Origin of the sequence: Thiemannella venezuelensis (assembly GCF_014203605.1) — a bacterium.
GTDB classification, from domain to species: Bacteria; Actinomycetota; Actinomycetes; order Streptosporangiales; family Streptosporangiaceae; genus Planomonospora_A; species Planomonospora_A venezuelensis.
Map to the genome: position 1 here is coordinate 1 of NZ_JACHJJ010000023.1, position 21,145 is coordinate 21,145.

The 21,145-nt window shown below is 72.1% G+C and carries 18 protein-coding genes and 1 pseudogene; 10 read left to right on the plus strand and 9 right to left on the minus strand.

Annotated elements, in window-relative coordinates; translation table 11 throughout:
• The first annotated feature begins 276 nt into the window (after positions 1-276).
• Positions 277-609: a TraR/DksA family transcriptional regulator gene (locus FHS22_RS27765; protein WP_184946389.1), complete on the plus strand. Its 333-nt coding sequence runs from the start codon at positions 277-279 to the stop codon at positions 607-609.
• Between the two features lie 157 nt (positions 610-766).
• Here the strand turns inward: FHS22_RS27765 and FHS22_RS27770 are convergent, their stop codons facing one another.
• Positions 767-1,951 (minus strand): TIGR03118 family protein, encoded by a 1,185-nt coding sequence (locus tag FHS22_RS27770; protein WP_184946391.1) that lies wholly within the window; start codon positions 1,949-1,951, stop codon positions 767-769.
• A gap of 172 nt (positions 1,952-2,123) precedes the next feature.
• Complete coding sequence (gene eda, locus FHS22_RS27775; protein ID WP_184946393.1) at positions 2,124-2,744, minus strand: bifunctional 4-hydroxy-2-oxoglutarate aldolase/2-dehydro-3-deoxy-phosphogluconate aldolase; 621 nt, start codon at positions 2,742-2,744, stop codon at positions 2,124-2,126.
• Between the two features lie 119 nt (positions 2,745-2,863).
• On the opposite strand from eda, the pseudogene FHS22_RS27780 reads away from it, so the two are divergent.
• A pseudogene (locus tag FHS22_RS27780) lies at positions 2,864-4,043 on the plus strand (RNA-guided endonuclease InsQ/TnpB family protein); the annotation flags it as partial.
• 50 nt (positions 4,044-4,093) lie between these two features.
• Here FHS22_RS27780 and glk read toward each other — a convergent pair.
• From glk to zwf, 3 genes are read right to left on the minus strand one after another with little or no spacing between them, the layout of a single operon-like run.
• Positions 4,094-5,059, minus strand: a complete 966-nt coding sequence (gene glk, locus FHS22_RS27785) for a glucokinase (protein ID WP_184946395.1) — start codon at positions 5,057-5,059, stop codon at positions 4,094-4,096.
• Complete coding sequence (gene edd, locus FHS22_RS27790; RefSeq protein WP_184946397.1) at positions 5,056-6,945, minus strand: phosphogluconate dehydratase; 1,890 nt, start codon at positions 6,943-6,945, stop codon at positions 5,056-5,058. The genes glk and edd overlap by 4 nt, the downstream gene beginning before the upstream one ends.
• 59 nt (positions 6,946-7,004) lie before the next feature.
• Positions 7,005-8,480 (minus strand): glucose-6-phosphate dehydrogenase, encoded by a 1,476-nt coding sequence (gene zwf / locus FHS22_RS27795; protein ID WP_184946399.1) that lies wholly within the window; start codon positions 8,478-8,480, stop codon positions 7,005-7,007.
• 144 nt (positions 8,481-8,624) lie between these two features.
• Between zwf and FHS22_RS27800 the strand changes: the two genes are divergently transcribed.
• Complete coding sequence (locus tag FHS22_RS27800; protein WP_184946401.1) at positions 8,625-9,794, plus strand: ROK family transcriptional regulator; 1,170 nt, start codon at positions 8,625-8,627, stop codon at positions 9,792-9,794.
• 66 nt (positions 9,795-9,860) lie between these two features.
• On the opposite strand, the gene FHS22_RS27805 is transcribed toward FHS22_RS27800, so the two are convergent.
• The gene (locus FHS22_RS27805) at positions 9,861-10,133 is read right to left on the minus strand and encodes a DUF6343 family protein (protein WP_184946403.1); all 273 of its coding nucleotides are present in this window, start codon (positions 10,131-10,133) and stop codon (positions 9,861-9,863) included.
• Between the two features lie 117 nt (positions 10,134-10,250).
• Between FHS22_RS27805 and FHS22_RS27810 the strand changes: the two genes are divergently transcribed.
• Positions 10,251-10,646: a ChaB family protein gene (locus tag FHS22_RS27810; RefSeq protein WP_184946405.1), complete on the plus strand. Its 396-nt coding sequence runs from the start codon at positions 10,251-10,253 to the stop codon at positions 10,644-10,646.
• A 163-nt stretch (positions 10,647-10,809) separates the two neighbouring features.
• Here FHS22_RS27810 and FHS22_RS27815 read toward each other — a convergent pair whose 3' ends face one another.
• Positions 10,810-11,475, minus strand: coding sequence for a response regulator (locus FHS22_RS27815; RefSeq protein ID WP_184946407.1), 666 nt, complete (start codon positions 11,473-11,475; stop codon positions 10,810-10,812).
• Positions 11,472-12,527 carry a sensor histidine kinase gene (locus FHS22_RS39380; RefSeq protein WP_184946409.1) on the minus strand — a complete coding sequence of 352 codons (1,056 nt, stop codon included), beginning with the start codon at positions 12,525-12,527 and terminating at the stop codon, positions 11,472-11,474. The genes FHS22_RS27815 and FHS22_RS39380 overlap by 4 nt, the downstream gene beginning before the upstream one ends.
• A 339-nt stretch (positions 12,528-12,866) precedes the next feature.
• On the opposite strand from FHS22_RS39380, the gene FHS22_RS27825 reads away from it, so the two are divergent.
• The 5 genes from FHS22_RS27825 (at position 12,867) to FHS22_RS27845 (ending at position 18,899) form a co-directional block, all read left to right on the plus strand.
• On the plus strand, positions 12,867-13,247 hold the full coding sequence (locus tag FHS22_RS27825; RefSeq protein WP_260408363.1) for a hypothetical protein: 381 nt from the start codon (positions 12,867-12,869) through the stop codon (positions 13,245-13,247).
• A 320-nt stretch (positions 13,248-13,567) separates the two neighbouring features.
• Positions 13,568-15,223 carry a catalase gene (locus FHS22_RS27830; RefSeq protein WP_184946410.1) on the plus strand — a complete coding sequence of 552 codons (1,656 nt, stop codon included), beginning with the start codon at positions 13,568-13,570 and terminating at the stop codon, positions 15,221-15,223.
• A gap of 310 nt (positions 15,224-15,533) precedes the next feature.
• Positions 15,534-16,955, plus strand: a complete 1,422-nt coding sequence (locus FHS22_RS27835; protein ID WP_221474200.1) for an extracellular solute-binding protein — start codon at positions 15,534-15,536, stop codon at positions 16,953-16,955.
• A 127-nt stretch (positions 16,956-17,082) separates the two neighbouring features.
• The gene (locus tag FHS22_RS27840; RefSeq protein WP_221474201.1) at positions 17,083-17,994 is read left to right on the plus strand and encodes a carbohydrate ABC transporter permease; all 912 of its coding nucleotides are present in this window, start codon (positions 17,083-17,085) and stop codon (positions 17,992-17,994) included.
• A complete protein-coding gene (locus FHS22_RS27845; protein ID WP_184946412.1) occupies positions 17,991-18,899 on the plus strand; it encodes a carbohydrate ABC transporter permease in 909 nt (302 codons plus the stop codon). Before FHS22_RS27840 ends, FHS22_RS27845 begins: the two co-directional genes overlap by 4 nt.
• Positions 18,900-19,042: 143 nt before the next feature.
• Here FHS22_RS27845 and FHS22_RS27850 read toward each other — a convergent pair whose 3' ends face one another.
• Positions 19,043-19,459 (minus strand): CBS domain-containing protein, encoded by a 417-nt coding sequence (locus FHS22_RS27850; protein ID WP_184946414.1) that lies wholly within the window; start codon positions 19,457-19,459, stop codon positions 19,043-19,045.
• 185 nt (positions 19,460-19,644) lie between these two features.
• Between FHS22_RS27850 and FHS22_RS27855 the strand changes: the two genes are divergently transcribed.
• Positions 19,645-21,087 (plus strand): DUF2254 family protein, encoded by a 1,443-nt coding sequence (locus FHS22_RS27855; RefSeq protein ID WP_184946416.1) that lies wholly within the window; start codon positions 19,645-19,647, stop codon positions 21,085-21,087.
• The last annotated feature ends 58 nt before the right edge of the window (positions 21,088-21,145 follow it).

Consider the following 21,145-nt stretch of genomic DNA (forward strand, 5'->3'; position numbering starts at 1 on the left):
AGTTGCGCGCGCGTCACCTCCGACGGTCTACCGGATCGGGCCTCGCCGCAGGGGCGAATCCCCACGATTGACCACAACCCGATACGCGCCCTAGGTTCCCTTCCCTTCCCGGCCCCGTCGAGCGGAGTGCTCGACCGGGGTCCCCGTCGCGTGCGCCCCGCGCCCGCGAGTCCCGGCTTCTGCGGCGGCGTGCCGCACCCGGTCCCGGGGCCGATGCGAACCGGCCCGGCGTCCGGCGGCTCGCGCCGCCCGCTTCCCGAAAGGACCCAAGGCACCATGACCGCTGACATCCACCTCAGCAGCGTCCAGCTCGACTCCATCCGCGAGGAACTGCAGGGGCAGCTGTTCCGCTGGACCAAGCAGCTGGCCGAGCTGGAGGCCGCGGTGAACGACGACGCGGTCGAGGTCTCCGCCAAGGCGGACGTCCTCGCCGACATCGTCTCCGCCGAGCGCAACATCGCCGTCGTGCGCGGCGCCCTGCGCAACATCGCCGGACTGGCCTACGGCCGTTGCGACGGCTGCGGCTCGGGGATCCCGTTCGAGCGGCTCAAGGCGCGCCCTCTGGCCGCCTTCTGCATGGAGTGCCAGCGCCGCCACGAGACCCGCTGAGCGCGCGGGAGGCCGGGCCGGTGTGTGGGTCACCGGCCCGGCCTCCCGGCTCCGGGATGGCACAGGGCGGAAGGGGCCGCCGGCGGGGACCGGGCGGCGCCCCGGCGGGACGGCTCCGCCGGTTCGGGCGGGGGGAGACCGGCGGAGCCGTACCGCGTCAGTAGGAGCTCGGCGGGGTCGTCGCCGGGGCGGCCGTGGGCGGCGCCGCCGTGGACGGTGCGGCGCTGGGCGTCGCCGGGGCGCGGTCCCGCGCTCCGGCCGGGCGGATCAGGCCGAGCAGGCCGTGTGCGCCGCCGTCGCTGCCCGCGCTGAACCACAGGGCGTTCTCGCCGCCCGTGGCCGCGGTTCCGGGCTCCAGGTCCCACAGGCCGCCCAGGGTGATCGGCCTGCCGTCGGCGGCGCGCAGCGCGCCGAGCGGGCGGCCGGTGCGCGGGTCGTAGGCGAGGATCCGCCCATCGCCGAAGTTGCCCACCAGCAGCGCCCCCGACATGCGGCCGAAGCCGCGCGGGGCGAGCGTCATCGCCCAGGGGGCGTTCAGCGCGCCGCGGGCGGCGAAGCGGCCCAGGAACCGGCCGTCGCCGTCGAACCGGCTGACGAAGCCCCTGCCCGCCCCGGCCACGGACCTGCCGGTGCGCGGGTCGCGCTTGGCGTACGCCACGAGGACGGCCCCGCCCACGACCTCGACGTTGAAGGCCGAATAGTCGCGCGGCAGGCCCGGGTCGCGGAACGCGCGACGGTGGGTGCGCAGGCGGTCGAAGTCGCCGTCGAAGACGTGCACGCGGTTGCGGGCGAAGTCGGCGGCCAGCAGCAGCGGACCCCGGTCGGTCCGGGCCAGGGCCAGCCCCTTGAAGTCGGCGCCGCGCACGAACGCGCCGATGACCGCGTCGTCGGCGTCGGCCTGGGCGTTCCAGCCGGTGATCGCCCCGCTGGGGCCGGTGAAGATGAACGTCGCGGGGCCGGAGCCGCCCGCGCCCTTCACCACGAACTCCCGGCCCGGGTTGACCACCTGCCCGGTGGGCCGGCCGCCGGGGATGCGGACGCGGGTCCTCTCCCGCCGCACGGTGCCCTGGCCGCCGGAGTAGACGGTGGCCAGGTCGCTGCCGGCGGCCGAGACCCACAGGGTCCGGCCCATGGCCAGGCCCCACGGGTTGACCAGCGCGGGGTCGGTCACCGCGGCCCGGCCCCGCACGTCCGAGACCAGGTTGACGACGGTGTAGCGGTCGGGGGTCTGGAAGCGGCCGGAGGACTGCGGCCGGTCCGGGGTCTGCTGGGTCGCGGCGTGCGCCGTACCGGCTCCCAGAGCCAGCAGTGCCGTGCATACCGTGACGATGCGTGAACGCATCGGTGCCTCCTGAGAACTCGGGAGTGCTGTCGCCGCGAGATACGCGTGGGGCGTGTGCCCGGTTCAGCACCCCTCCGGCCGGGAGCCCCTGGTCGTGCGGGGCTCCCGGCCGGAGGTCCAGGAGCACGGAGGCCCAGGAGTACGGCGGATCAGGAGGAGGAGGCTCGGCGGATCAGGAGGCCTGCCGGAGCGCCGCGGCCTCGGCGGCCAGCTTCTCGATGCGGGCGTAGTCGCCGGTGGCCAGCGCGTCGGCCGGGGTGAGCCAGGTCCCGCCCACGCAGCCGACGTTCGGCAGCGCCAGGTAGTCGGGGGCCGTGGCGAGCTTGATCCCGCCCGTCGGGCAGAAGCGCACGCCGGGCAGGGGCCCGGCCAGGGACTTCAGGTACGGCAGCCCGCCCGCCGCCTCGGCGGGGAAGAACTTCATCTCGGTCAGCCCGCGCTCGGCCAGCGCCATGACCTCCGACGCGGTCGCCACGCCCGGCAGGAACGGCAGGCCGCTCGCCTGCATGGCATTCACCAGGGCCGGGGTGCTGCCCGGGCTGACCAGGAACTTCGCGCCCGCGTCCACGGAGGCGAGCACGTCGCCCACGGTCCGGACGGTGCCGGTGCCGATCACGGCCTCGGGGACCTCGGCGGCGATCCGCTTGACGGCCTTCAGCGCGGGGGCCGTGCGCAGGGTGACCTCGATGACCGGCAGGCCGCCCGCCACCAGGGCGCGGGCCATGGGCACCGCGGTCTCCAGGTCGTCGATGACGACGACGGGGACCACCGGGGCGATGTCGAGAAGGCTCATCGAAACTCCTTGAAGTGTGGAAACCCCCGCCTTCAGGCGTGGGGAGGAAACACGGCACGGCGCCGCAGGGACGGGAAAAACACATCTCCCTTACTTGATCGCGCAGTACCGTGTGAGACATGGCGCAGATCGTGAAGCGGGCCTACAAGTACCGCTTCCACCCGACCCCCGAGCAGGCGAACGAGCTGGCCCGGACGTTCGGCTGCGTCCGCTACGTCTACAACAAGGCCCTGGCGATGCGCTCCCGCGCCTACACGGCCGAGGGCCGCAAACAAAGTCTCCTACGTGGAGTCCTCGGCGCTGCTCACGGCATGGAAACGCGATCCAGGGCTGGAGTTCCTGTCGGAGGTCTCCTCCGTGCCGCTGCAGCAGGCGCTGCGCCACCTGCAGGCGGCGTTCGCCAACTTCTTCGCCAAACGAGCCAAATACCCCACGTTCAAGTCCCGCAAGAAGTCCCGCGCGTCGGCGGAGTACACGCGCAGCGCGTTCCGCTGGCGCGACGGCACGCTGACGCTGGCGAAGATGGACGCGCCCCTGGACATCGTCTGGTCGCGGCCGCTGCCCGAGGGCGCGCAGCCGTCCACGGTGACCGTCTCGAAGGACGCGGCCGGGCGCTGGTTCGTGTCCCTGCTGGTGGAGGAGACGATCCGGCCGTTCGATCCGGTGGACGCCTGCGTCGGTGTGGATGCCGGGATCACCTCCCTGCTCACCCTGTCGACCGGCGAGAAGATCACCAACCCCCGGCATGAACGGGCCGACCGGCGCCGCCTGGCCAAGGCCCAGCGCAACCTGTCGCGAACAGCGAAGGGCTCGAACAACCGGGCCAAGGCCCGACTGAAGGTGGCCCGCATGTACGCGCGGATCACCGACCGGCGCCGGGACTTCCTGCACAAGCTCACCACTCGTCTCGTCCGTGAGAACCAAACGGTCGTGATCGAGGACCTCACCGTCCGCAACCTGGTGAAAAACCACGCGCTGGCGCGCGCCGTCTCCGACGCCTCCTGGCGGGAACTGCGCTCCATGCTGGAGTACAAGACCGCCTGGTACGGGCGGGAACTGCTGGTCGTCGACCGCTGGTTCCCCTCCAGCAAGTTGTGCTCGACTTGCGGGGCGCTGCGCGCGGCGATGCCGCTGGGTGTGCGGATCTGGGAGTGCGCCTGCGGCGCGGTCCACGACCGCGACGTCAACGCCGCACGCAACATCCTCGCCGCCGGGCTGGCGGAGAGGTGAAACGCCTGTGGAGCCGGTGTAAGACCTCAAGGGCGCACGCCCGGCGGGCGACCGGCGGTGAAGCAGGAAACCCGACCCGTGAGGATTGGAATCCCCCGGCTTCAGCCGTGGGGAGGAAGTCAAGCGTACTCCAGGTTGGACGTGGTCGTCAGGCGCTGGTTCAGCCAGGCCGCCGCGCCGGTGAGCGCGGGCTGGGGGGCCACGATCAGCACGGTGGCGATGGCGGACAGGTAGTCGCCGAGGGTCGGGGTGGCCTCGAAGCGGCGGCGGAAGTCGCTGGCGCGCACCCGCTCCACGATACGGGGCAGCACGCCGCCGCCCAGGTAGACGCCGCCGCGGGCGCCCATGGTCAGCGCGACGTTCCCGGCGAAGGTGCCGAGCAGGCCGCAGAAGACGTCGACGGCCTCGGCGCACAGCGAGTCGTCCAGCCGGGCCACGATCTCGGCGGCGGGCAGGTCCGGCGCGGACACGCCGTGGACCAGGGCGAGCGCGTGGTGCAGCCGGGTCAGCCCCGGCCCGGAGAGCAGGTGCTCGGCCACCACGTGGTCCATTCCCTCGGCGCGCAGCGCCCGCACGACCTCGTGGTCCCGCTCGTCGAGGACCGGCACGGTCACGTGCCCGCCCTCGCACGGGACCGGCATCCAGCCCTCGGCCACGGGCACCAGGCCCGCGACGCCGAGACCGGTCCCGGGGCCGAGCACGGCCTTGACCCCGTGCGCGGGCTCGGGACCGCCCAGGGAGACCAGGTCGCCGGCGGCCAGGTGCGGCAGGGACGCCGCCAGGGCCTCGAAGTCGTTGAGCAGCTCGACGTGGGCGATCCCCAGATCGCGCACCGAGCCCGACCACCCGGCGTTGGTCAGCCGGTAGCGGTCGCCGTCGATCGGGCCGGCGATCGCGATGCAGGCCGCTCCCGGCCGGACTCCGCCCGCATGGTCTGCGAGATAGGCGGCTACGGCTTCGGGGAGACCCGCGTGCTCCTTCCCGGCGAGCACGGCGATCGCCTCGGGCTGCCCGCCGGCCTCGGTGACCAGGCCGAAGCGGGCGTTGGTGCCGCCGATGTCGGCGACGAGCCAGGGAGTCGTCATGCCCCGTCCCCGTCCGCCCCGTCCCCGCCGCTCCGGCCCGCCAGGCTCTCGGCGCGGCCGTTCAGGGCGAAGATGCCGGCGCCGCGCTCGGCGGGCCCCGCCGTACGGCGGAACGCCTCGAACAGCTCGCGGCCGGTGCCCACCCACTGCGCGTCGGTGAGCGGCGCCCCCTGCGGGGTGCGGGCGGCCAGCTCCCCGGCGGGGACGAGCAGCTCCAGGGTGCCGGCGGTGGAGTCGACGCGGATCGGGTCGCCGTCCTGGACCAGCGCGATCGGGCCGCCGTGCGCGGCCTCCGGCGACAGGTGGATGGCGGCCGGGACCTTGCCGGAGGCGCCCGACAGGCGGCCGTCGGTGACGATCGCCACCTGCTGCCCCCGGTCCAGCAGGACCGCCAGCGGCGGGATGAGCTTGTGCAGCTCGGGCATGCCGTTGGCGCTCGGGCCCTGGTAGCGGATGACCGCCACGAAGTCCTGCCCGTCCAGCTCGCCCGCCTCGAAGGCGCGCAGCAGCTCCAGCTGGTCGTCGAAGACCTTGGCCGGGGCCTCGACCACCAGGTGCTCGTCCTTGACGGCCGAGACCTTGATGACCGCGCGGCCCAGGTTGCCGTCGAGCATCTGGGTGCCGCCGTCGGAGGAGAACGGGTCGCTCACCGGGCGGAGCACGTCGAGGTCGGCGCTGCCCTCGGTCCGCTCGGACCAGACCAGCTCGCCGTCCTTCAGCTCGGCGGCCGAGCGGTAGTGGTCCAGGCCCCGGCCGGCGATCGTCAGCACGTCGCCGTGGAGCAGCCCGGCGTCGAGCAGGTCGCCGATCAGCACCTGCATGCCGCCCGCGGCGTGGAAGTGGTTCACGTCGGCCTGCCCGTTGGGGTACATCCGGGTCAGCAGCGGCACGGCCTTCGACAGCGCGGCCAGGTCGTCCCAGAGCAGCTCGATGCCGGCCGCGGCGGCGATGGCGACCAGGTGCATGGTGTGGTTGGTCGAGCCGCCGGTGGCCAGCAGCGCCACGCAGGCGTTGACGATCGACTTCTCGTCGACCACCCGGCCGACCGGGGCGTACTCGGCGCCGTGCGCGGTGATCTCCACCGCCCGGCGGCCCGCCGCCCTGGTCAGGGCCTCGCGCAGCTCGGTGCGCGGGTTGACGAACGTCGCGCCCGGCAGGTGCAGGCCCATGACCTCGATCATGACCTGGTTGGAGTTGGCGGTGCCGTAGAAGGTGCAGGTGCCGGGGGAGTGGTAGGACTGCGACTCGGCGTCCAGCAGCTCCTCCTTGCCGACCTTGCCCTCGGCGAACAGCTGCCGGGTGCGGGCCTTGACCTTGTTGGGCAGGCCCGAGCCCATCGGCCCGGCGGGGACGAAGACCGCGGGCAGGTGGCCGAAGTGCAGCGCGCCGATCAGCAGGCCCGGCACGATCTTGTCGCAGACGCCCAGCATGAGCGAGGCGTCGAACATGTCGTGGGAGAGCGCGATCGCGGTGGCCATCGCGATGACCTCGCGGCTGTAGAGGGAGAGCTCCATGCCCGCCCGGCCCTGCGTGATGCCGTCGCACATCGCGGGCACGCCGCCGGCGAACTGGGCGACGCCGCCCGCCGCGCGGACCGCCGCCTTCAGGATCGGCGGGTAGCTCTCGTACGGCTGGTGCGCCGAGAGCATGTCGTTGTAGCTGGACACGATCGCCACACCCGGCTTGACGTTCGCGCGCAGGTCGGGCTTGTCGATCCCGGCGGCGGCGAAGCCGTGCGCCAGGTTGGCGCAGCCCAGGGCGGCGCGGGCCGGGCCGCGCTCGCGGGCCGCCTCGGCCTCGGCGTCCAGCCGGGCCAGGTAGGCGCCGCGGCTGCCCCTGCTGCGCTCGATCAGGCGGTCGGTGATCTCCTGGATGACGGGGTTCATCCGGCCTCCTCCGTGGTCGTCGGTGCGATGGTCTCGTGCGTCGTTTCCGGCGGGCCCGCTCATGCGAGGCCCTCCTCGTGCCAGGTGCGGCCGCTGCGGCCGACGAGCTCGTGGGCTCCTGCGGGTCCCGCGGTGCCCGCCGGGTACGGCTCGGGCAGCATGTTCTGCGACTCCCACTCGGTGAGGATCGGGTCGATCCACCGCCAGGCGGCCTCCACCTCGTCGCGCCGCATGAACAGGGTCGGGTTCCCGGCCAGGACGTCCATGAGCAGCCGCTCGTAGGCGTCGGGCACGCGGGCGGTGAAGGTCTCGGCGAAGCTCAGGCTCAGCGGGACCGGCTTGAGCGCCACCTCGCCCGCGCCCGGCTCCTTGGCCATCAGCTCCAGCCGGATGCCCTCGCTCGGCTGCAGCCGCAGCACCAGCCGGTTGGGGGTGCTGCCCGGGAAGATCGAGTGGGGCACCTCCTTGAACTGCACCACGATCTCCGAGGACCGGTACGGCATGCGCTTGCCGGTGCGCAGGTAGAACGGCACGCCCGCCCAGCGCCAGTTCTTCACCTCGGCGCGGATGGCGGCGAAGGTCTCGACCCGGTGGGAGGCCTCGGTGGGCGGGGTGTTGTCGGGCTCGTCCAGGTAGCCGGGGACCGGTACGCCGCCGGAGACGCCCGCGGTGTACTGGCCGCGCACGGTGAAGCGGTCCACCTCGCCGCCGGTGATCGGCCGCAGCGACTCCAGCACCTTGACCTTCTCGTCGCGGATGGACTCGCGGTCGTTGCGGGCCGGGGGCTCCATGGCGACCAGGCAGAGCAGCTGGAGCAGGTGGTTCTGCACCATGTCGCGCAGCGCGCCCGCGTGGTCGTAGTAGCCGCGGCGGCCGGGCGTGCCGACGGTCTCGGCGGCGGTGATCTGGACGTGGTCGATCCACAGGGAGTTCCAGATCGGCTCCAGGAACGCGTTGGCGAAGCGGAGCACCAGGAGGTTCTGGACCGTCTCCTTGCCCAGGTAGTGGTCGATGCGGAAGATCTGCCGCTCGTGGAAGATCGCGCCGACCTCGTCGTTGATGTGCCGGGCGCTGGCCAGGTCGCGGCCGAGCGGCTTCTCCAGCACCACCCGGGAGGCGGGGGTGACCAGTCCGGCGCGGTGCGCCTCGCGGCAGAACGGGCCGAACGTCATGGGCGGGCTGGCCAGGTAGAACACCCGGTCGCGCTGCTCGTGGCCGGCGAGCAGGGCGGTGACCTTCGCCCAGCCCGTGCTGTCCTCGCCGGAGATGTCGATGGAGATGTGGTGCAGGCGCCCGAGGAAGCGCTGCCAGGTGGCGAGGTCGTCCACCGGGACCGAGCCGCGGACCTCGGCGTCCACCTTGCCGCGGAAGTCGGCGTCGTCGAGTCCGCCGCGGGACATCGCGATGATCCGGGTCTCGGGGGCGAGCAGGCCGTCGCGGTCGCAGTGGTAGAGCGCGGGCAGGAGCTTCCGCATGGAGAGGTCGCCTGTGCCGCCGAAGACGATCAGGTCGGCGGGCTGCGGGGTCTCGGACATGGGGGAGCTCCGTTAGTGATCTACCGGTTTGAGGATAGATCGGACACTAGCCATGTCTTGCGCTCTACACAAGCAGAGTTTTGTAATTTGAGATGAGAAAGTTGGAACTTTTCATTTCGTAAGCCGGTGTGGTTCACTTGGCCGATGCCTCGACGTCCCGCTGCCGCGCTCGCCACGAGCGGTGAGGTGCTGCGCCTCATCCGCACGGGCGAGGCCGTCACGCGCGCGGACATCGGACGGGTCGCCGGCCTGTCCCGGCCCGCCGTCTCCCTGCGTGTCACCGAACTGCTCGACCGCGGCCTGGTCGTGGAGGGCAGCGAGGGTCCCTCCACCGGCGGCCGGCCTCCGACGCGGCTGGCCTTCAACGCCTCCGGCGGAGTCGTGCTGGTCGGCGCGCTGGGCGCCAGCCGTACGCAGATCGCCGTCTGCGACCTCGCCGGCGCCGTGCTGGCCCGCACCGATCTCGGCATCGACGTCGAGGACGGCCCCGACGTCGTGCTCCCCCTGGTCATGCGGACCTGGAGCGAACTGCTCGGCGAGCGTCCGGCGTCCCTGGTCCGCGGCGTCGGCCTCGGCGTGCCCGCGACCGTGGAGTTCGCGGCCCGCCGCACCGAGAGCGCCCGCATCATGGCCAGCTGGACCGGGGTGGCCATCCCGCCGATCATCGAGGGGCGCTTCCCGGTCCCGGTCTTCCTCGACAACGACGTGAACGTGATCGCCATCGGCGAGCACCGCGCGGTCTACGCGGGCGAGGCCGACGACCTGCTGTTCATCAAGGTCTCCACCCGGATCGGCGCGGGCGTCATCGCGGGAGGCGAGATCCTGCGCGGCGCCCTGGGCGCGGCCGGGGAGATCGGCCACATCCCGGTCCGGCACGGCGGGGGCGTGCTCTGCCGCTGCGGCAACACCGACTGCCTCGACTCGGTCGCCAGCGCGACGTCCATCCTGCGGACGCTGCGCGAACGGGGCCACGAGGTCAAGAGCCTCGCCGACGCGGTCGCCCTGGTCCGCGCGGGCGACGCCGGGACGATGACGGTCATCCGCGACGCCGCCCGGATGCTCGGCGAGGTCGTCGCCACCGCGGTCAACCTCCTCAACCCCGCCGTGGTCGTCCTCGGCGGCGACGTCGCCGAGGCCTTCCAGCCCCTGGTCTCCGGCGTCCGCGAGGTCGTCTACCGCCGCTCGACCGCCCTGTCCACCCGGAACCTCCGGATCGAGCGCAGCCGCCTGGGCCCCGGAGCGGGCATCACCGGCTGCGCCCACATGGTCCTCGACCACATCCTCGCCCCCGAGGCGATCGACTCCCCCGCCTGAGGGCGCGCGTCCGGGCCGCCGTCACCTCCCCGGTTCGGCGTGCACGCCGTGCGCCCTCACGGGCCCTCAGCCCGCCTCCGTCATGCCGCCGTGCATCCTGCGGTTCTGGTTCTGCCGGCGGATCGCCAGGACCATGTCCACGGCCACGACGACGGCGAGCACGGCCATCACGACGGCCAGCCAGGGGATCCCGACGACGAAGGCAAGGACGGCGATCGCCAGGGCCGCGATCAGGCCGAAGGAGCCGATGCGGATGTGCACCACGTCGCGGGGGGTCGCCGGGACCATGGGCTTGCCGGTCCTGGAGGTCTGCTCCGGCTGCTGTGGTTCGGAAGTCATCATTTCCCTCCTCGGTATCAGACCTCCCGTACCCGTCCCGCCCCCGCCCATGCACGACGCATGATCCGGCACGGGACGGGCAGAGGGCGCTGACGAGCGGAAACGAGGTGAGAATGCATGCCGGCACGTGAAGAGCTGCCGTCGACCCTGCGCCGTTCCCCCAAGAAGGCGCAGGAGACCTGGATCAAGGCGCACGACTCCGCGGTGGAGAGCTACGGGGAGGGCGAGCGGGCGCACCGTACGGCCTTCGCCGCGCTGAAGCACTCCTTCGAGAAGGTGGGCGACCACTGGGAGGCGAAGAAGGGCGGCAAGGGCCCCTCGGACACCCAGGCCGCCAAGAGCACACCGAAGGCGGGCGGGACCGCCGAGGGCGTGGACGCCCGTGCCTCCAAGGCGCACCTGTACGGCCTGGCCCGCCGCCTGGACATCCCGGGGCGCTCCACCATGAGCAAGGAGCAGCTCATCGAGGCCATCAAGAAGGCCAACCGGCGGGCCACGGCCGAGGCCCGCTGACCGGCGCAGGCCGGGCCCTCCTTCCGTGTCCCGGGACGCCGTGACCCCGAACGGGGTGCCGTTGGCGCCGCTGTCGCCAGACGCCGAACAGCTGACCATCGAGCCGGCCCACGCATCGGGCGGATTCCCGACCCTGGGAAGACCGGCATCCGCACGATCATCGTCAGCGCCGACGACTCCCGGGTTCCCCAACACCGGTGCCGGCGAAGACGAGACCGAGTTCGTAGGCGAGAACCGCCGCCTGGGTGCGGTCACGGGCGCCGAGCTTGTCCAGGATGTTGCCGACGTGCGTCTTGACCGTCTCCGTCGTCACATGCAGGGCTGTTGAGATCTCCGCGTTGTTCTGCCCGAGCGCGATGTGCCGCAGGACGTCCAGCTCGCGTGGGGTCAACCCGACCGGCATGCGCGGCTCAACCGTGCCGAGATGAGGGGAGGCGATGCGACGCAGCGCGTCGGGGAAGAGCACCGTGTCGCGTGTGTGCACCAGCCGGACGGCCTCCACCAGCTCGTCGGCGGGCGCGCGTTTGAGCACGTAGCCGGAGGCGCCGGCGCGCAGGGCGCCCCAGACCAGCTGGTCGTTCTCGAACGTGGTGACCACGATGACGCGCGTCGCCGGGGAGTGGCGGGCGAGTTCCCGGGTCGCGGCCAGGCCGTCCATGAGGGGCATGCGGATGTCCATCAGCACGACGTCGGCGCCGGTGCCGGCCTCGACGGCTTCGCGGCCGTCGGCCGCCTGGCCCACCACTTCGATGTCGCCGTGGAGGGAGAGCATGGTCGTCCAGCCCGAACGGATCAGTTTCTCGTCGTCGGCCAGGACGACCCGGATCACAGCGGCAGCCTCGCCTGAACGCGCCACGTCCCGTCCGCCTCCTCCCAGGTGCACGTCCCTCCGGCCAGGCGGGCCCGCATGCGCATGCCGGTCAGGCCACGCCCTTCCTCGTCGGAGGTGCCGATGGTCGTGTTGGCCACGGTCAGAACCAGGTCGGCACCGACGGCGACGTCGAGCGTGACCGGGCCGTGCCCGTGACGCAGGGCGTTGGTGAGCGCCTCCCGCGCGATGGCGAAGGCCGCACGCGAGGTCGCGACCGGGACCTTGCCGAGGTCGGTGACGCTCGCGTGCACGTCGAGGCCGCGGGTGAGCGCGTCGAGCGCCTCCAGCGTGGGCGCCTCGGCCGTGATGCCGTCGTCGAGCACGCTCAACAGCACGTCGAGGTCCTGCTGAGCGTGGCGGGCGGTGGCCGTCAGATGGCCAAGCGACTGTGCGGCGAGTGTGGGCTCGGTTCGCTGCAGCGCCGCCTGGGCGGCCATGGCCTGCACGAGGACGACGCTGAGGGCGTGGCCGACGGAGTCGTGCAGTTCCAGGGCAAGGGTCTGGCGGCGGCCGAGTTCGTCGATCACGCGTGACGGCTCGCTGTGCAGCAGCCGGCGCGCCGCCCAACGTTGGCCGAATCCGGCGGAGACCATCGCGGCCAGTACGGTGGCGGCGAGCAGGAGCACCTCGGCCGACTCACCGGGCCCCTCACGCGGCGGTCCGCCGAGCGGGATCAGTCCGGGAGACAGCGCCAGCAGGCCCGCGCTGAGCGTGGCGCCGCCGTACAGGTGCAGGCTGGCCAGGGCCACCAGGTAGATGCGGTCGGCCCGCTTGGGCACGTCGACGTCAAGCAGTTCCGACAGCGCGGCCATCTCCAGACGCCGCATCACGGGCGTCATGGCGAGCAGCACGGAGGCGGGCAGGCACGCCGCCCACAACACCAGCACGCGCCCCGGCGTCACCTCGGCCAGGATCGGCAGACCGAGCGCCACCGCGACCGGAGTCAGCAGCGCGGCACCCAGCAGTTGGTAGATCCCGGCCCGCACGGCCCGGGCGACATGGCGCCTCACGCCGACCGACGTTAGCCGACGCCGCGCCGGGCGCACTCCCTCCCCAGGGGGAGGCGGCGCGGCCTGGTCGTTTCTAGCGTGAGCGGCATGACGACAACTGATCGGACGGCCTGTACGGCGCCATCGCCCACGGTGACCGCCGGACCACAAGGATCCACCGGGGCTGCTCCGCTTGGTTCGCCGGCGACCATCGGGCGGCTGCGTCACGCGTGGAGGGCCGCTCATGCCCCGGCGACCGGGGTTCCCCGCTGGGCGCGAATCGCCGCCTATGCCGTCCCGCTCACTGTACTGCCGTCCAGCCTCTGGCGACTCCCGGCCGCGTTCAGCGACGGGATGGCGGTGGGCGAGCGAGCATACATCGTCTTCCTGTCGATTCTGTCGGAGCTGGTGGCGTTCACCGCGGTCGGGCTGGTCGCCACCTGGGGCGAGCGATTTCCACGCTGGGTTCCCGGGCTGCGCGGCCGCAGAGTGCCGGCGCCCGCCGCTGTCATCCCCGCCGCCCTCGGTGCCGGGATCCTGACGGTCTTGTGGACCGCCTGCTTCGTCACTCAGTTCGCCGGAGTCACCCTGCGAGGCGAGCCGATTCCCGCGAACTTCCCCGCACAGGCAGGCGGCTGGGAGACGGCGATCTTCTACCTCTGCTACCTCCCGCTTCTGCTGTGGGGACCACTGCTCGCCGCCGTCGCCTACGCCTACCACCGACGCCGCCGGAACCGCTGATCTCGCTGGCACAAGCGCTGTGTTCCGCACGCTACCGAGCCGAGGCCCGCGGCTGGGGACATGTTCGGGAGCGGAGGGTCTACGACGCCACCATGCCATCGGTGACACTCGATCTTGCTGACGACACGTCCGCGCATTCACTGACAGCAAGTCCGCGCGCAACATCCGGCGCGCCCCACCGGCCGCCGGGCGGCGCCGTCCCCGGCGGGAAAGTCCTGAAAGCTGTCCATTTTGGTGAAAATCTCACTCCGTGAGCTATAAGCGGTGTCCCCCCGGAAAGGAAGGCCGGAAGCTGACGCCGCACGGAGGGAGACGTCGTCATGACGGACGTGTCGAGCAGGGGTCCGCAGCCGGGGGACGAACGCCCGGTGCTGACCAACCGGCAGGGACACCCGGTCTACGACAACCAGAACCAGCGCACGGTGGGCGCCCGAGGGCCCGCGACGCTGGAGAACTACCAGTTCCTGGAGAAGATCAGCCACTTCGACCGGGAACGCATCCCCGAGCGGGTGGTGCACGCCCGGGGCACGACCGCCTACGGCTACTTCGAGGCCACCGGTCTCCTGGGCGACGAGCCGATCAGCCGCTACACCCGGGCCAAACTGTTCCAGGAGGCGGGCAAGCGCACCGACCTGGCGATCCGCTTCTCCACCGTGATCGGCGGCCGGGACTCCTCCGAGGCCGCCCGGGACCCGCGCGGCTTCGCGGTGAAGTTCTACACCGAGGACGGCAACTGGGACCTGGTGGGCAACAACCTGGCCGTCTTCTTCATCCGGGACGCCATCAAGTTCCCCGACGTGATCCACGCGCTCAAGCCCGACCCGGTGACGTTCCGCCAGGAGCCCAACCGGATCTTCGACTTCATGTCGCAGACGCCCGAGGCCATGCACATGCTGGTCAACCTGTTCAGCCCGCGCGGCATCCCCGCCGACTACCGGCACATGCAGGGGTTCGGCGTCAACACCTACAAGTGGGTCAACGACCGGGGTGAGACGCACCTGGTCAAGTACCACTGGATGCCCAAGCAGGGCGTGCGCAGCATGACCGCCGCCGACGCGGCGGCCGTACAGGCCGGCGAACTCGGGCACGCCACCAAGGACCTGCGCGAGGCCATCGACCGCGGCGAGTTCCCCGAGTGGGAGCTGCTGGTCCAGATCATGACCGACGAGGAACACCCCGAGCTGGAGTTCGACCCGCTGGACGACACCAAGGTCTGGCCCGAGGACCGGTTCCCGGCCCGGCCCGTCGGCAAGATGGTGCTCAACCGCAACGTCGAGAACAACTTCGCCGAGAACGAGCAGATCTCCTTCGGCACCGGCGTCCTGGTCGACGGGCTGGACTTCTCCGACGACAAGATGCTGGTCGGCCGGACCTTCTCCTACAGCGACACCCAGCGCTACCGGGTCGGCCCCAACTACCTGCAGCTCCCGGTCAACCAGGCCAAGAACGCCGACGTGCGCACCAACCAGCGCGACGGCCTGATGACCTACCACGTGGACGGCCGGGGAGAGAACCCGCACGTCAACTACGAGCCCTCGATCACCGGCGGGCTGCGCGAGGCGCAGTACCCCACGCACGACGAGCAGGGGCCGGCGATCACCGGGCGGCTCACCCGCAAGCGCATCCCCCGGACCAACGACTACCTGCAGGCGGGCCAGCGCTTCCGGCTGATGGAGCAGTGGGAGCGCGACGACCTCGTGCTCAACTTCGTCACGCTCCTGTCGCAGTGCGACCGCCCCGTCCAGGAGCGCATGGTCTGGCACTTCCTGCTGGTGGAGGACGAGCTCGGGCTGCGGGTCGGCGAGGGGCTCGGCATCGGGCCCGAGGACGTCGCCTACCTGGAGCCGCTGGCGGGCCAGGACCTCACCGACGAGGACCGCGAGCGGTTGTCCCGGCTCGGCAAGAACGGGCCGCGCGACGTCACCGGCCTGAGCATGACCCACTGCGTGCCCGACGAGCGCGCCGCGACGGTCTAGAGGACCTCCGGAAGGTCCCGTGGCCCGGCCCCGCATCGCCCGACGCGGGGCCGGGCCCTCGACCCCGGAGTCCTGGCGGCGGAGGCGCGGAAGAACCAGGAGAACGACCACCGGCCTTGACGGGAAGCGGTTCCCCGGAAAACGTTGATTCAACCGGGCCTTGCGGGGCAGTCGGTCCTCCCAGCGCCACTGCCCGGCGGGGAACGGCTCCCCGGCGGCTGCGCCCTGCCCCGTGGCCCTGCCCCGTGACGGGTCGCCGCCGGGATCGGGCGCGCACCGGGCTGGGACGGACGACTCCTGAGGAGGCCCGATGCTCCGCAGCTCGGTGGGACCGGATCGCAGGGCGGCGGTGCGCGCCGCAACGGCACGCGGAGGCCGTGGCCCGGCGGCGGTGACCCTGTCCACCGCGGTGATCACCACCATGATCGCCGCCCTGGCCGCGTGCGGCGGGGTCGGTTCGGGAGGCGGCGGGGAGAGGAGCGGCGGCGGGGCGTCGCTGACCACGATGGGCTTCGGGCTGCCCGACGAGATCGCCACCGTCCGCGTCGACGCCTTCAAGAAGGCCAACCCCGGCATCGCCCTGCAGATCAACGAGGGCCAGTTCGACGAGCAGGCGTTCCTGTCCGCCGTCGCCGCCGGCAGCCCGCCCGACGTCGTCTACCTCGGCCGCGACCGCATCGGCAGCTACGCGGCGCGCGGCGCGATCCAGCCGCTGGACGGCTGCGTCGCCGAGCAGGACGTCCCGGTCGGGGACTTCTACCCGGCCGCGCAGCAGCAGGTGAAGTACGACGGCAAGTGGTACGGCATGCCGGAGTTCTACAACTCGATCGTCCTGGTGGTCGGCGACAAGGCCGCGAAGGACGCCGGGGTCGACCCGGCGGAGATCGACACCTCCGACTGGGAGCGGCTGGCCGAACTGGCGGAGAAGATGACGCGGACCGAGGGCGGGAAGATCGAGCGGTTCGGCTTCTACCCGAAGCTGCCGGAGTTCCTCCCGCTGTGGGCCAAGGCCAACGGCGCCGACATCCTCAGCGCGGACGGCCGCACCTCGCGGCTGGACGACCCGAAGGCCGCCGAGGCGCTCGCCTACGCGCACCGGCTGGTCGAGGCCCAGGGCGGCTGGACGAAGCTCAAGGCCTTCACCGACACCTTCGACTACTTCGGCGAGGGCAACCCGTTCGTCAAGGACCAGATCGGCGCGATGCTGACCGAGCAGTTCGTGGTCACCGCGATGGCCGGGACCACTCCGGACGTGAAGATCACCGTGCTGCCGTTCAAGGACCGGCAGGGCAACCCGGTCAACAACGTGGGCGGCAACGCCTGGGTCGTCCCCAAGGGGGCGAAGAACCCCGACGCCGCGTGCGCCTGGATCAAGACCATGACCGCGGCCGACACCTGGATCGCGGCGGCGCGGGCCCGCGCCGCCAAACGCGCCCAGGAGGGCAAGGCCTACACCGGCACCTACACCGGCAACGCCAAGGCCGACGAGGTGATCTTCTCCGAGATCGTGAAGCCGAGCGGGAAGAAGCCGTTCGACGACGCGGTCAAGGTGATCCGCTCGGTTCAGGAGGCCGGGTTCGTGGTGCCGCAGTCGGCGGCGGCGGCGGCCGAGTTCAAGAAGGCGTGGGAGGACGCGGCGACCCGGGTGCTGCAGGGGGAGCAGCAGCCCGCCGACGCCCTGGAACGGGCGCACACGGAGGCGCAGAAGGCCATCGACGAGGCGACCTCGTGAGCGAGCGGAGCGGGCGGGCCGACGGGCACGGCGGCGTCGTGAACGCGGCCGCCGGAGGAGGGCGCGTGCGCGGCCGGCCGTACGGCGGCGCCGGGGGAGGAGCGCCGGCGGGAACCGGAGGGCTCCGGTGAGGCGGCTGCGCCCGGAGACCCGGTGGGCGTACGTCTTCCTGCTGCCCTGGCTGATCGGCCTGGTGGTCTTCCAAGCAGGGCCGATGCTCGCCAGCCTGGTCCTGTCGTTCACCCGCTACGACCTCATCGGCGCGCCGGAGTTCGCCGGGACGGCCAACTACGCGCGGATGCTGGAGGACCCCAGGGTCTCCCGGGCGATCGGCAACACCGTCGTCTACACGCTCCTGCACGTGCCGCTGGCCATCGCCTTCGCGCTCGCCCTGGCGCTGGTGCTGAACCGGGTCACCGGCCGCGCCGCCGGGGCGTTCCGGACGATCTTCTACCTGCCGTCCATGACCCCGTACGTCGCCGTCGGCGTGCTCTTCCTGTTCCTGCTCAACGGGCAGGCGGGGATGGTCAACCAGTTCCTGGCGCTGTTCGGGATCGAGGGTCCGCAGTGGACCACCGACCCCGACTGGATCCTGATGGGCATCGTGCTGATGTCGCTGTGGAACCTGGGCTCGACGACGATCATCCTCTTCGCGGCGCTGCGCAACGTGCCGCGCGAGCTGAGCGAGGCCGCCATGATCGACGGAGCGGGGACGTGGCAGCGCTTCCGCGCGGTGACCCTGCCGATGATCAGTTCGGCGCTCTTCTTCGTGGTGATCATCAACACGATCGCCTCGCTGCAGATGTTCGACCAGGTGTACACGATGTTCTTCGGCAACCAGGTCGCCCAGCAGTCGTACGGCGACGCGGCCCTGTTCTACGTCGTGTACCTCTTCCAGCAGGCCTTCCAGTTCCTGCACATGGGATACGCCTCGGCGCTGGCGTGGGTGCTGTTCCTGGTGATCGCGGCCATCACGCTGGTGCAGGTGAAGGTCGGCAACCGGCTGGTCTACTACGAGGCAGAGGAGCACGCCGGATGACGGCGGCGGAGCCGGTCCGGGCGCCGGGCCGGGCCGGGCCCGCCCGGGCGGCGGCGCCCGCGCCCGACCCCGCGGGCCGGGGCACCCGGAAGGTCTTCTTCCTGACCGTCCTGGCCGCCGCGTCGGTGATCTTCCTGTACCCGTTCGTCTGGCTCGTCGTCGCCTCGCTCAAACCCCGCGACCGGACCTTCTCCGACCCGTTCCTGCCCTGGCCGGTGCCGTTCCGGCCGGAGAACTACGCGGCGGTCTGGGACGCGGCGCCCATGCTCGCCTGGCTGGTCAACACGGTGGTCGTCGGCGTCGCGGCCGCGCTGGCGGTCACCCTGTCCAGCGCCTTCGTCGCCTTCGGCTTCGCCTACTTCCGCTTCCCCGGCCGGAACCTGATCTTCGGCAGCGTGCTGGCCACGATGATGCTGCCCGCCGCGGTCACCCTGGTGCCGACCTTCCTCATCTGGAACGCGGCGGGGCTGACCGGCACCCAGGTGCCGCTCTGGGCGGGCAACCTGTTCGGCTCGGCGTTCTACATCTTCCTGCTCCGGCAGTTCCTGCTCGGCGTGCCCCGCTACGTCTTCGAGGCGGCCCGCGTCGACGGCGCGTCGTATCTCGACCTGTTCCGGCGGATCGCGCTCCCGCTCTCCCGGCCCGCACTGATCATCGCCTTCGTCTTCGAGCTCAAGGCGAGCTGGTTCGACCTGATGAAGCCGCTGATCTATCTCCAGGACCCGGCGCTCTACACGCTGCCCCGAGGGCTGAAGGCGGTCGTCGACCAGTTCTACCAGGGCGGCGACCCCAAGTGGGAGATCGTCCTGGCGGCGAGCGTGGTCACCACGCTCCCGCTGGTCGTCGTCTTCTTCCTCGGGCAGCGCTACTTCGTCCAAGGCATCGCCACCACCGGCCGCCGCTGACCGGCCCGCGCCGGTCGGCCGCCGCGGCGGCGGGGAGGGTGCGGGGCGCGGGGGACACGGCGAAACGGTGGGGGCCGTCCTCCTCGGGAGAGGAGGACGGCCCCCACCGTTGGTCGCACGCCCCGCGCGGGGCGCGCGGCGGGTCAGTCGCTGCTGATCGCGTCGAGCAGGTCCCCGACCGGCCGGTCCGGCAGCGCCCGGGCCACGTCGGCCAGGGCCACGATCCCGACCAACTTGTGGCCGTCGATCACCGGGAGCCTGCGCACCCGGTGCGAGGCCATCGTCCGGAGGATCTCCGCGGCGTCGTCGTCGGCGCCGATGGTCACGGCCTTGCCCTGGGCCAGCTCGCCGGCCAGGCAGGATCCGGGGTCCTTGCCCTCGGCGAGCACCTTCACCACGATGTCGCGGTCGGTCAGCACACCCTTGAGCCGGTCGTCGGTTCCGCAGATGGGCAGGGAACCCACCCCTAGGCGCGCCATCTTCCTGGCGGCGTCGAGAACCGTCTCGTCGGCGTTCACGCACTCCGCGTTCGGCGTCATGATGTCGCGTGCGGTCGGCATTCTCGCTCCTCTCGGTGGTTGCGGACTTCTGCGGCTGCCCGCCGCGGGCCCGACGAAACCCGCCGGAGCGGGAGGACCCGGGCCGCGGGGCCGGGGTTCCACGGCTGAACTGCGCGTACGGCCCGCGGAATTCCGCGCCCGACGGGAGATCGTTTGCCGGACGGCGCCAGGGGTAACGTCCTGCGGTGTCTGAGATATCGCGATTACGACGTTATGTTCCGGAGCGTCAGGACCTCCGGGTCCGCTGGCGGCTCTCGGTGACGGAGTTCCTCTTCACGCCCCTGCTCATGGTCCTCGGCTCCGTCGCGCTCGCCGCCGGAGCCGTTCTCGTGGACATGTCCTCACCGGACTGGCCCGGTGAGGTCCGGGGCCTCTTCCTGCGCCTGTTCCCGCACGACAACCTCGTCAGCATGCTGCGGGTGGTCGCGACCGGACTGGTGACGGTGACCACGCTCACGCTCTCGGCGCTGCTGGTGGCGATCTCGCACACCGCCACGACCGTCGCGCCCGTCGTGTTCGACCAGTTCCTGCGGCGCAGGGCCAACCAGGCGTACCTGGGCTACGTCGCCGGCTGCGCCACCTACACCTACCTCGTCATGGCCGTCATGCGGCCCGAGTGGGCCGGGGTCGGAGCGCTGCTGGCGCTCGCCCTGGCCGCCGCGGCGCTGGTCCTGCTGGTGTTCATGGGCTACGTCATGATCGACCAGATGCGCCCGACCTCCGTGGTGCGCTCGATCCAGGACCTCGCCTTCAAGGCCAGGCTCCGCCAGCTCCCCCTGCTCGCCCGCTCCCGGGCCCGGCCGCTCCTCGACGGCGAGCCCGTCCCGGTGACCACCCGGGCGACCGGCTACGTGGTCGACATCAGCACGGCCCGGCTGGCCAAGCTGCTCGCCCCCACCGGGGACGCCGTCGAGGTCGCCTTCCAGGTGCGGATCGGCGACCTGCTCGCCTACGGCGACACCGTCGCCCGGATCCGCGGCGGCAGCGAGGCGCAGCGCCGTACGGTCGCCGACAACGTGCTCGACTGCGTCACGATCGACCGGGTCCGCAACGCAGACGTCGACCCCGACCACGCCGTCGAGCAGCTGGGCAACGTCGCCTGGGCGGCCACCTCCACCCGGCAGAACCCGGACGTCGCACTCGCCTCCGTCGGCGCGCTGCGCGACCTGTCGGCCCGCTGCGCCGCCGCCGGGATCCCGGACGCGCAGGCGTACGGCGGGCCGCTGCCGGTGGTCTACGACGACGCCATGCAGCGGCGGATCGTGGCGGCCCTGGTCGACCTGGTGGTGGTCAGCACCTCCTCCCGGCAGCACCAGACCTGCGCCGTGGCGCTGTCCACCCTCGCCGAGATCCTGCCCCAGCTGGGGGAGCGGGACCGGGACGTCGCGGTCAGGAGCCTGCAGCGGGCGCTCCCGGCGACCCTGTCGCACGTGGCCAGCGTGGAGATGGGCCGCGGGCTGGCCAAGCTGCGGGCCGCGTTCGACACGATCGGCCGCGAGGACATGGCCGACCAGGTCCGCGACATGGGCCCCCGGCTGGTCAGGGAGAACGGCCTCGACGACGGCGACCTCATCGACCACCTCGACGACTACGACATCACCGGCCCGCGGCCGTTCCGGTACCGCTGACCGCGGGGCGCGGCGGGTCCGAGGGGATCCGGCGCCTCCTCCGTGCGGCGCCGTACGG

Excerpts from the sequence above, each read along its gene's own strand:
- FHS22_RS27805 (WP_184946403.1), bottom strand. The coding sequence starts at position 10,133 with ATGACTTCCGAACCACAGCAGCCGGAGCAGACCTCCAGGACCGGCAAG.
- edd (WP_184946397.1), bottom strand. The coding sequence starts at position 6,945 with ATGAACCCCGTCATCCAGGAGATCACCGACCGCCTGATCGAGCGCAGC.
- FHS22_RS27835 (WP_221474200.1), top strand. The coding sequence starts at position 15,534 with ATGCTCCGCAGCTCGGTGGGACCGGATCGCAGGGCGGCGGTGCGCGCC.
- FHS22_RS27800 (WP_184946401.1), top strand. The coding sequence starts at position 8,625 with ATGCCTCGACGTCCCGCTGCCGCGCTCGCCACGAGCGGTGAGGTGCTG.
- glk (WP_184946395.1), bottom strand. The coding sequence starts at position 5,059 with ATGACGACTCCCTGGCTCGTCGCCGACATCGGCGGCACCAACGCCCGC.
- FHS22_RS27765 (WP_184946389.1), top strand. The coding sequence starts at position 277 with ATGACCGCTGACATCCACCTCAGCAGCGTCCAGCTCGACTCCATCCGC.
- FHS22_RS27810 (WP_184946405.1), top strand. The coding sequence starts at position 10,251 with ATGCCGGCACGTGAAGAGCTGCCGTCGACCCTGCGCCGTTCCCCCAAG.
- FHS22_RS27845 (WP_184946412.1), top strand. The coding sequence starts at position 17,991 with ATGACGGCGGCGGAGCCGGTCCGGGCGCCGGGCCGGGCCGGGCCCGCC.
- FHS22_RS27770 (WP_184946391.1), bottom strand. The coding sequence starts at position 1,951 with ATGCGTTCACGCATCGTCACGGTATGCACGGCACTGCTGGCTCTGGGA.
- eda (WP_184946393.1), bottom strand. The coding sequence starts at position 2,744 with ATGAGCCTTCTCGACATCGCCCCGGTGGTCCCCGTCGTCGTCATCGAC.
- FHS22_RS27830 (WP_184946410.1), top strand. The coding sequence starts at position 13,568 with ATGACGGACGTGTCGAGCAGGGGTCCGCAGCCGGGGGACGAACGCCCG.
- zwf (WP_184946399.1), bottom strand. The coding sequence starts at position 8,480 with ATGTCCGAGACCCCGCAGCCCGCCGACCTGATCGTCTTCGGCGGCACA.
- FHS22_RS27850 (WP_184946414.1), bottom strand. The coding sequence starts at position 19,459 with ATGCCGACCGCACGCGACATCATGACGCCGAACGCGGAGTGCGTGAAC.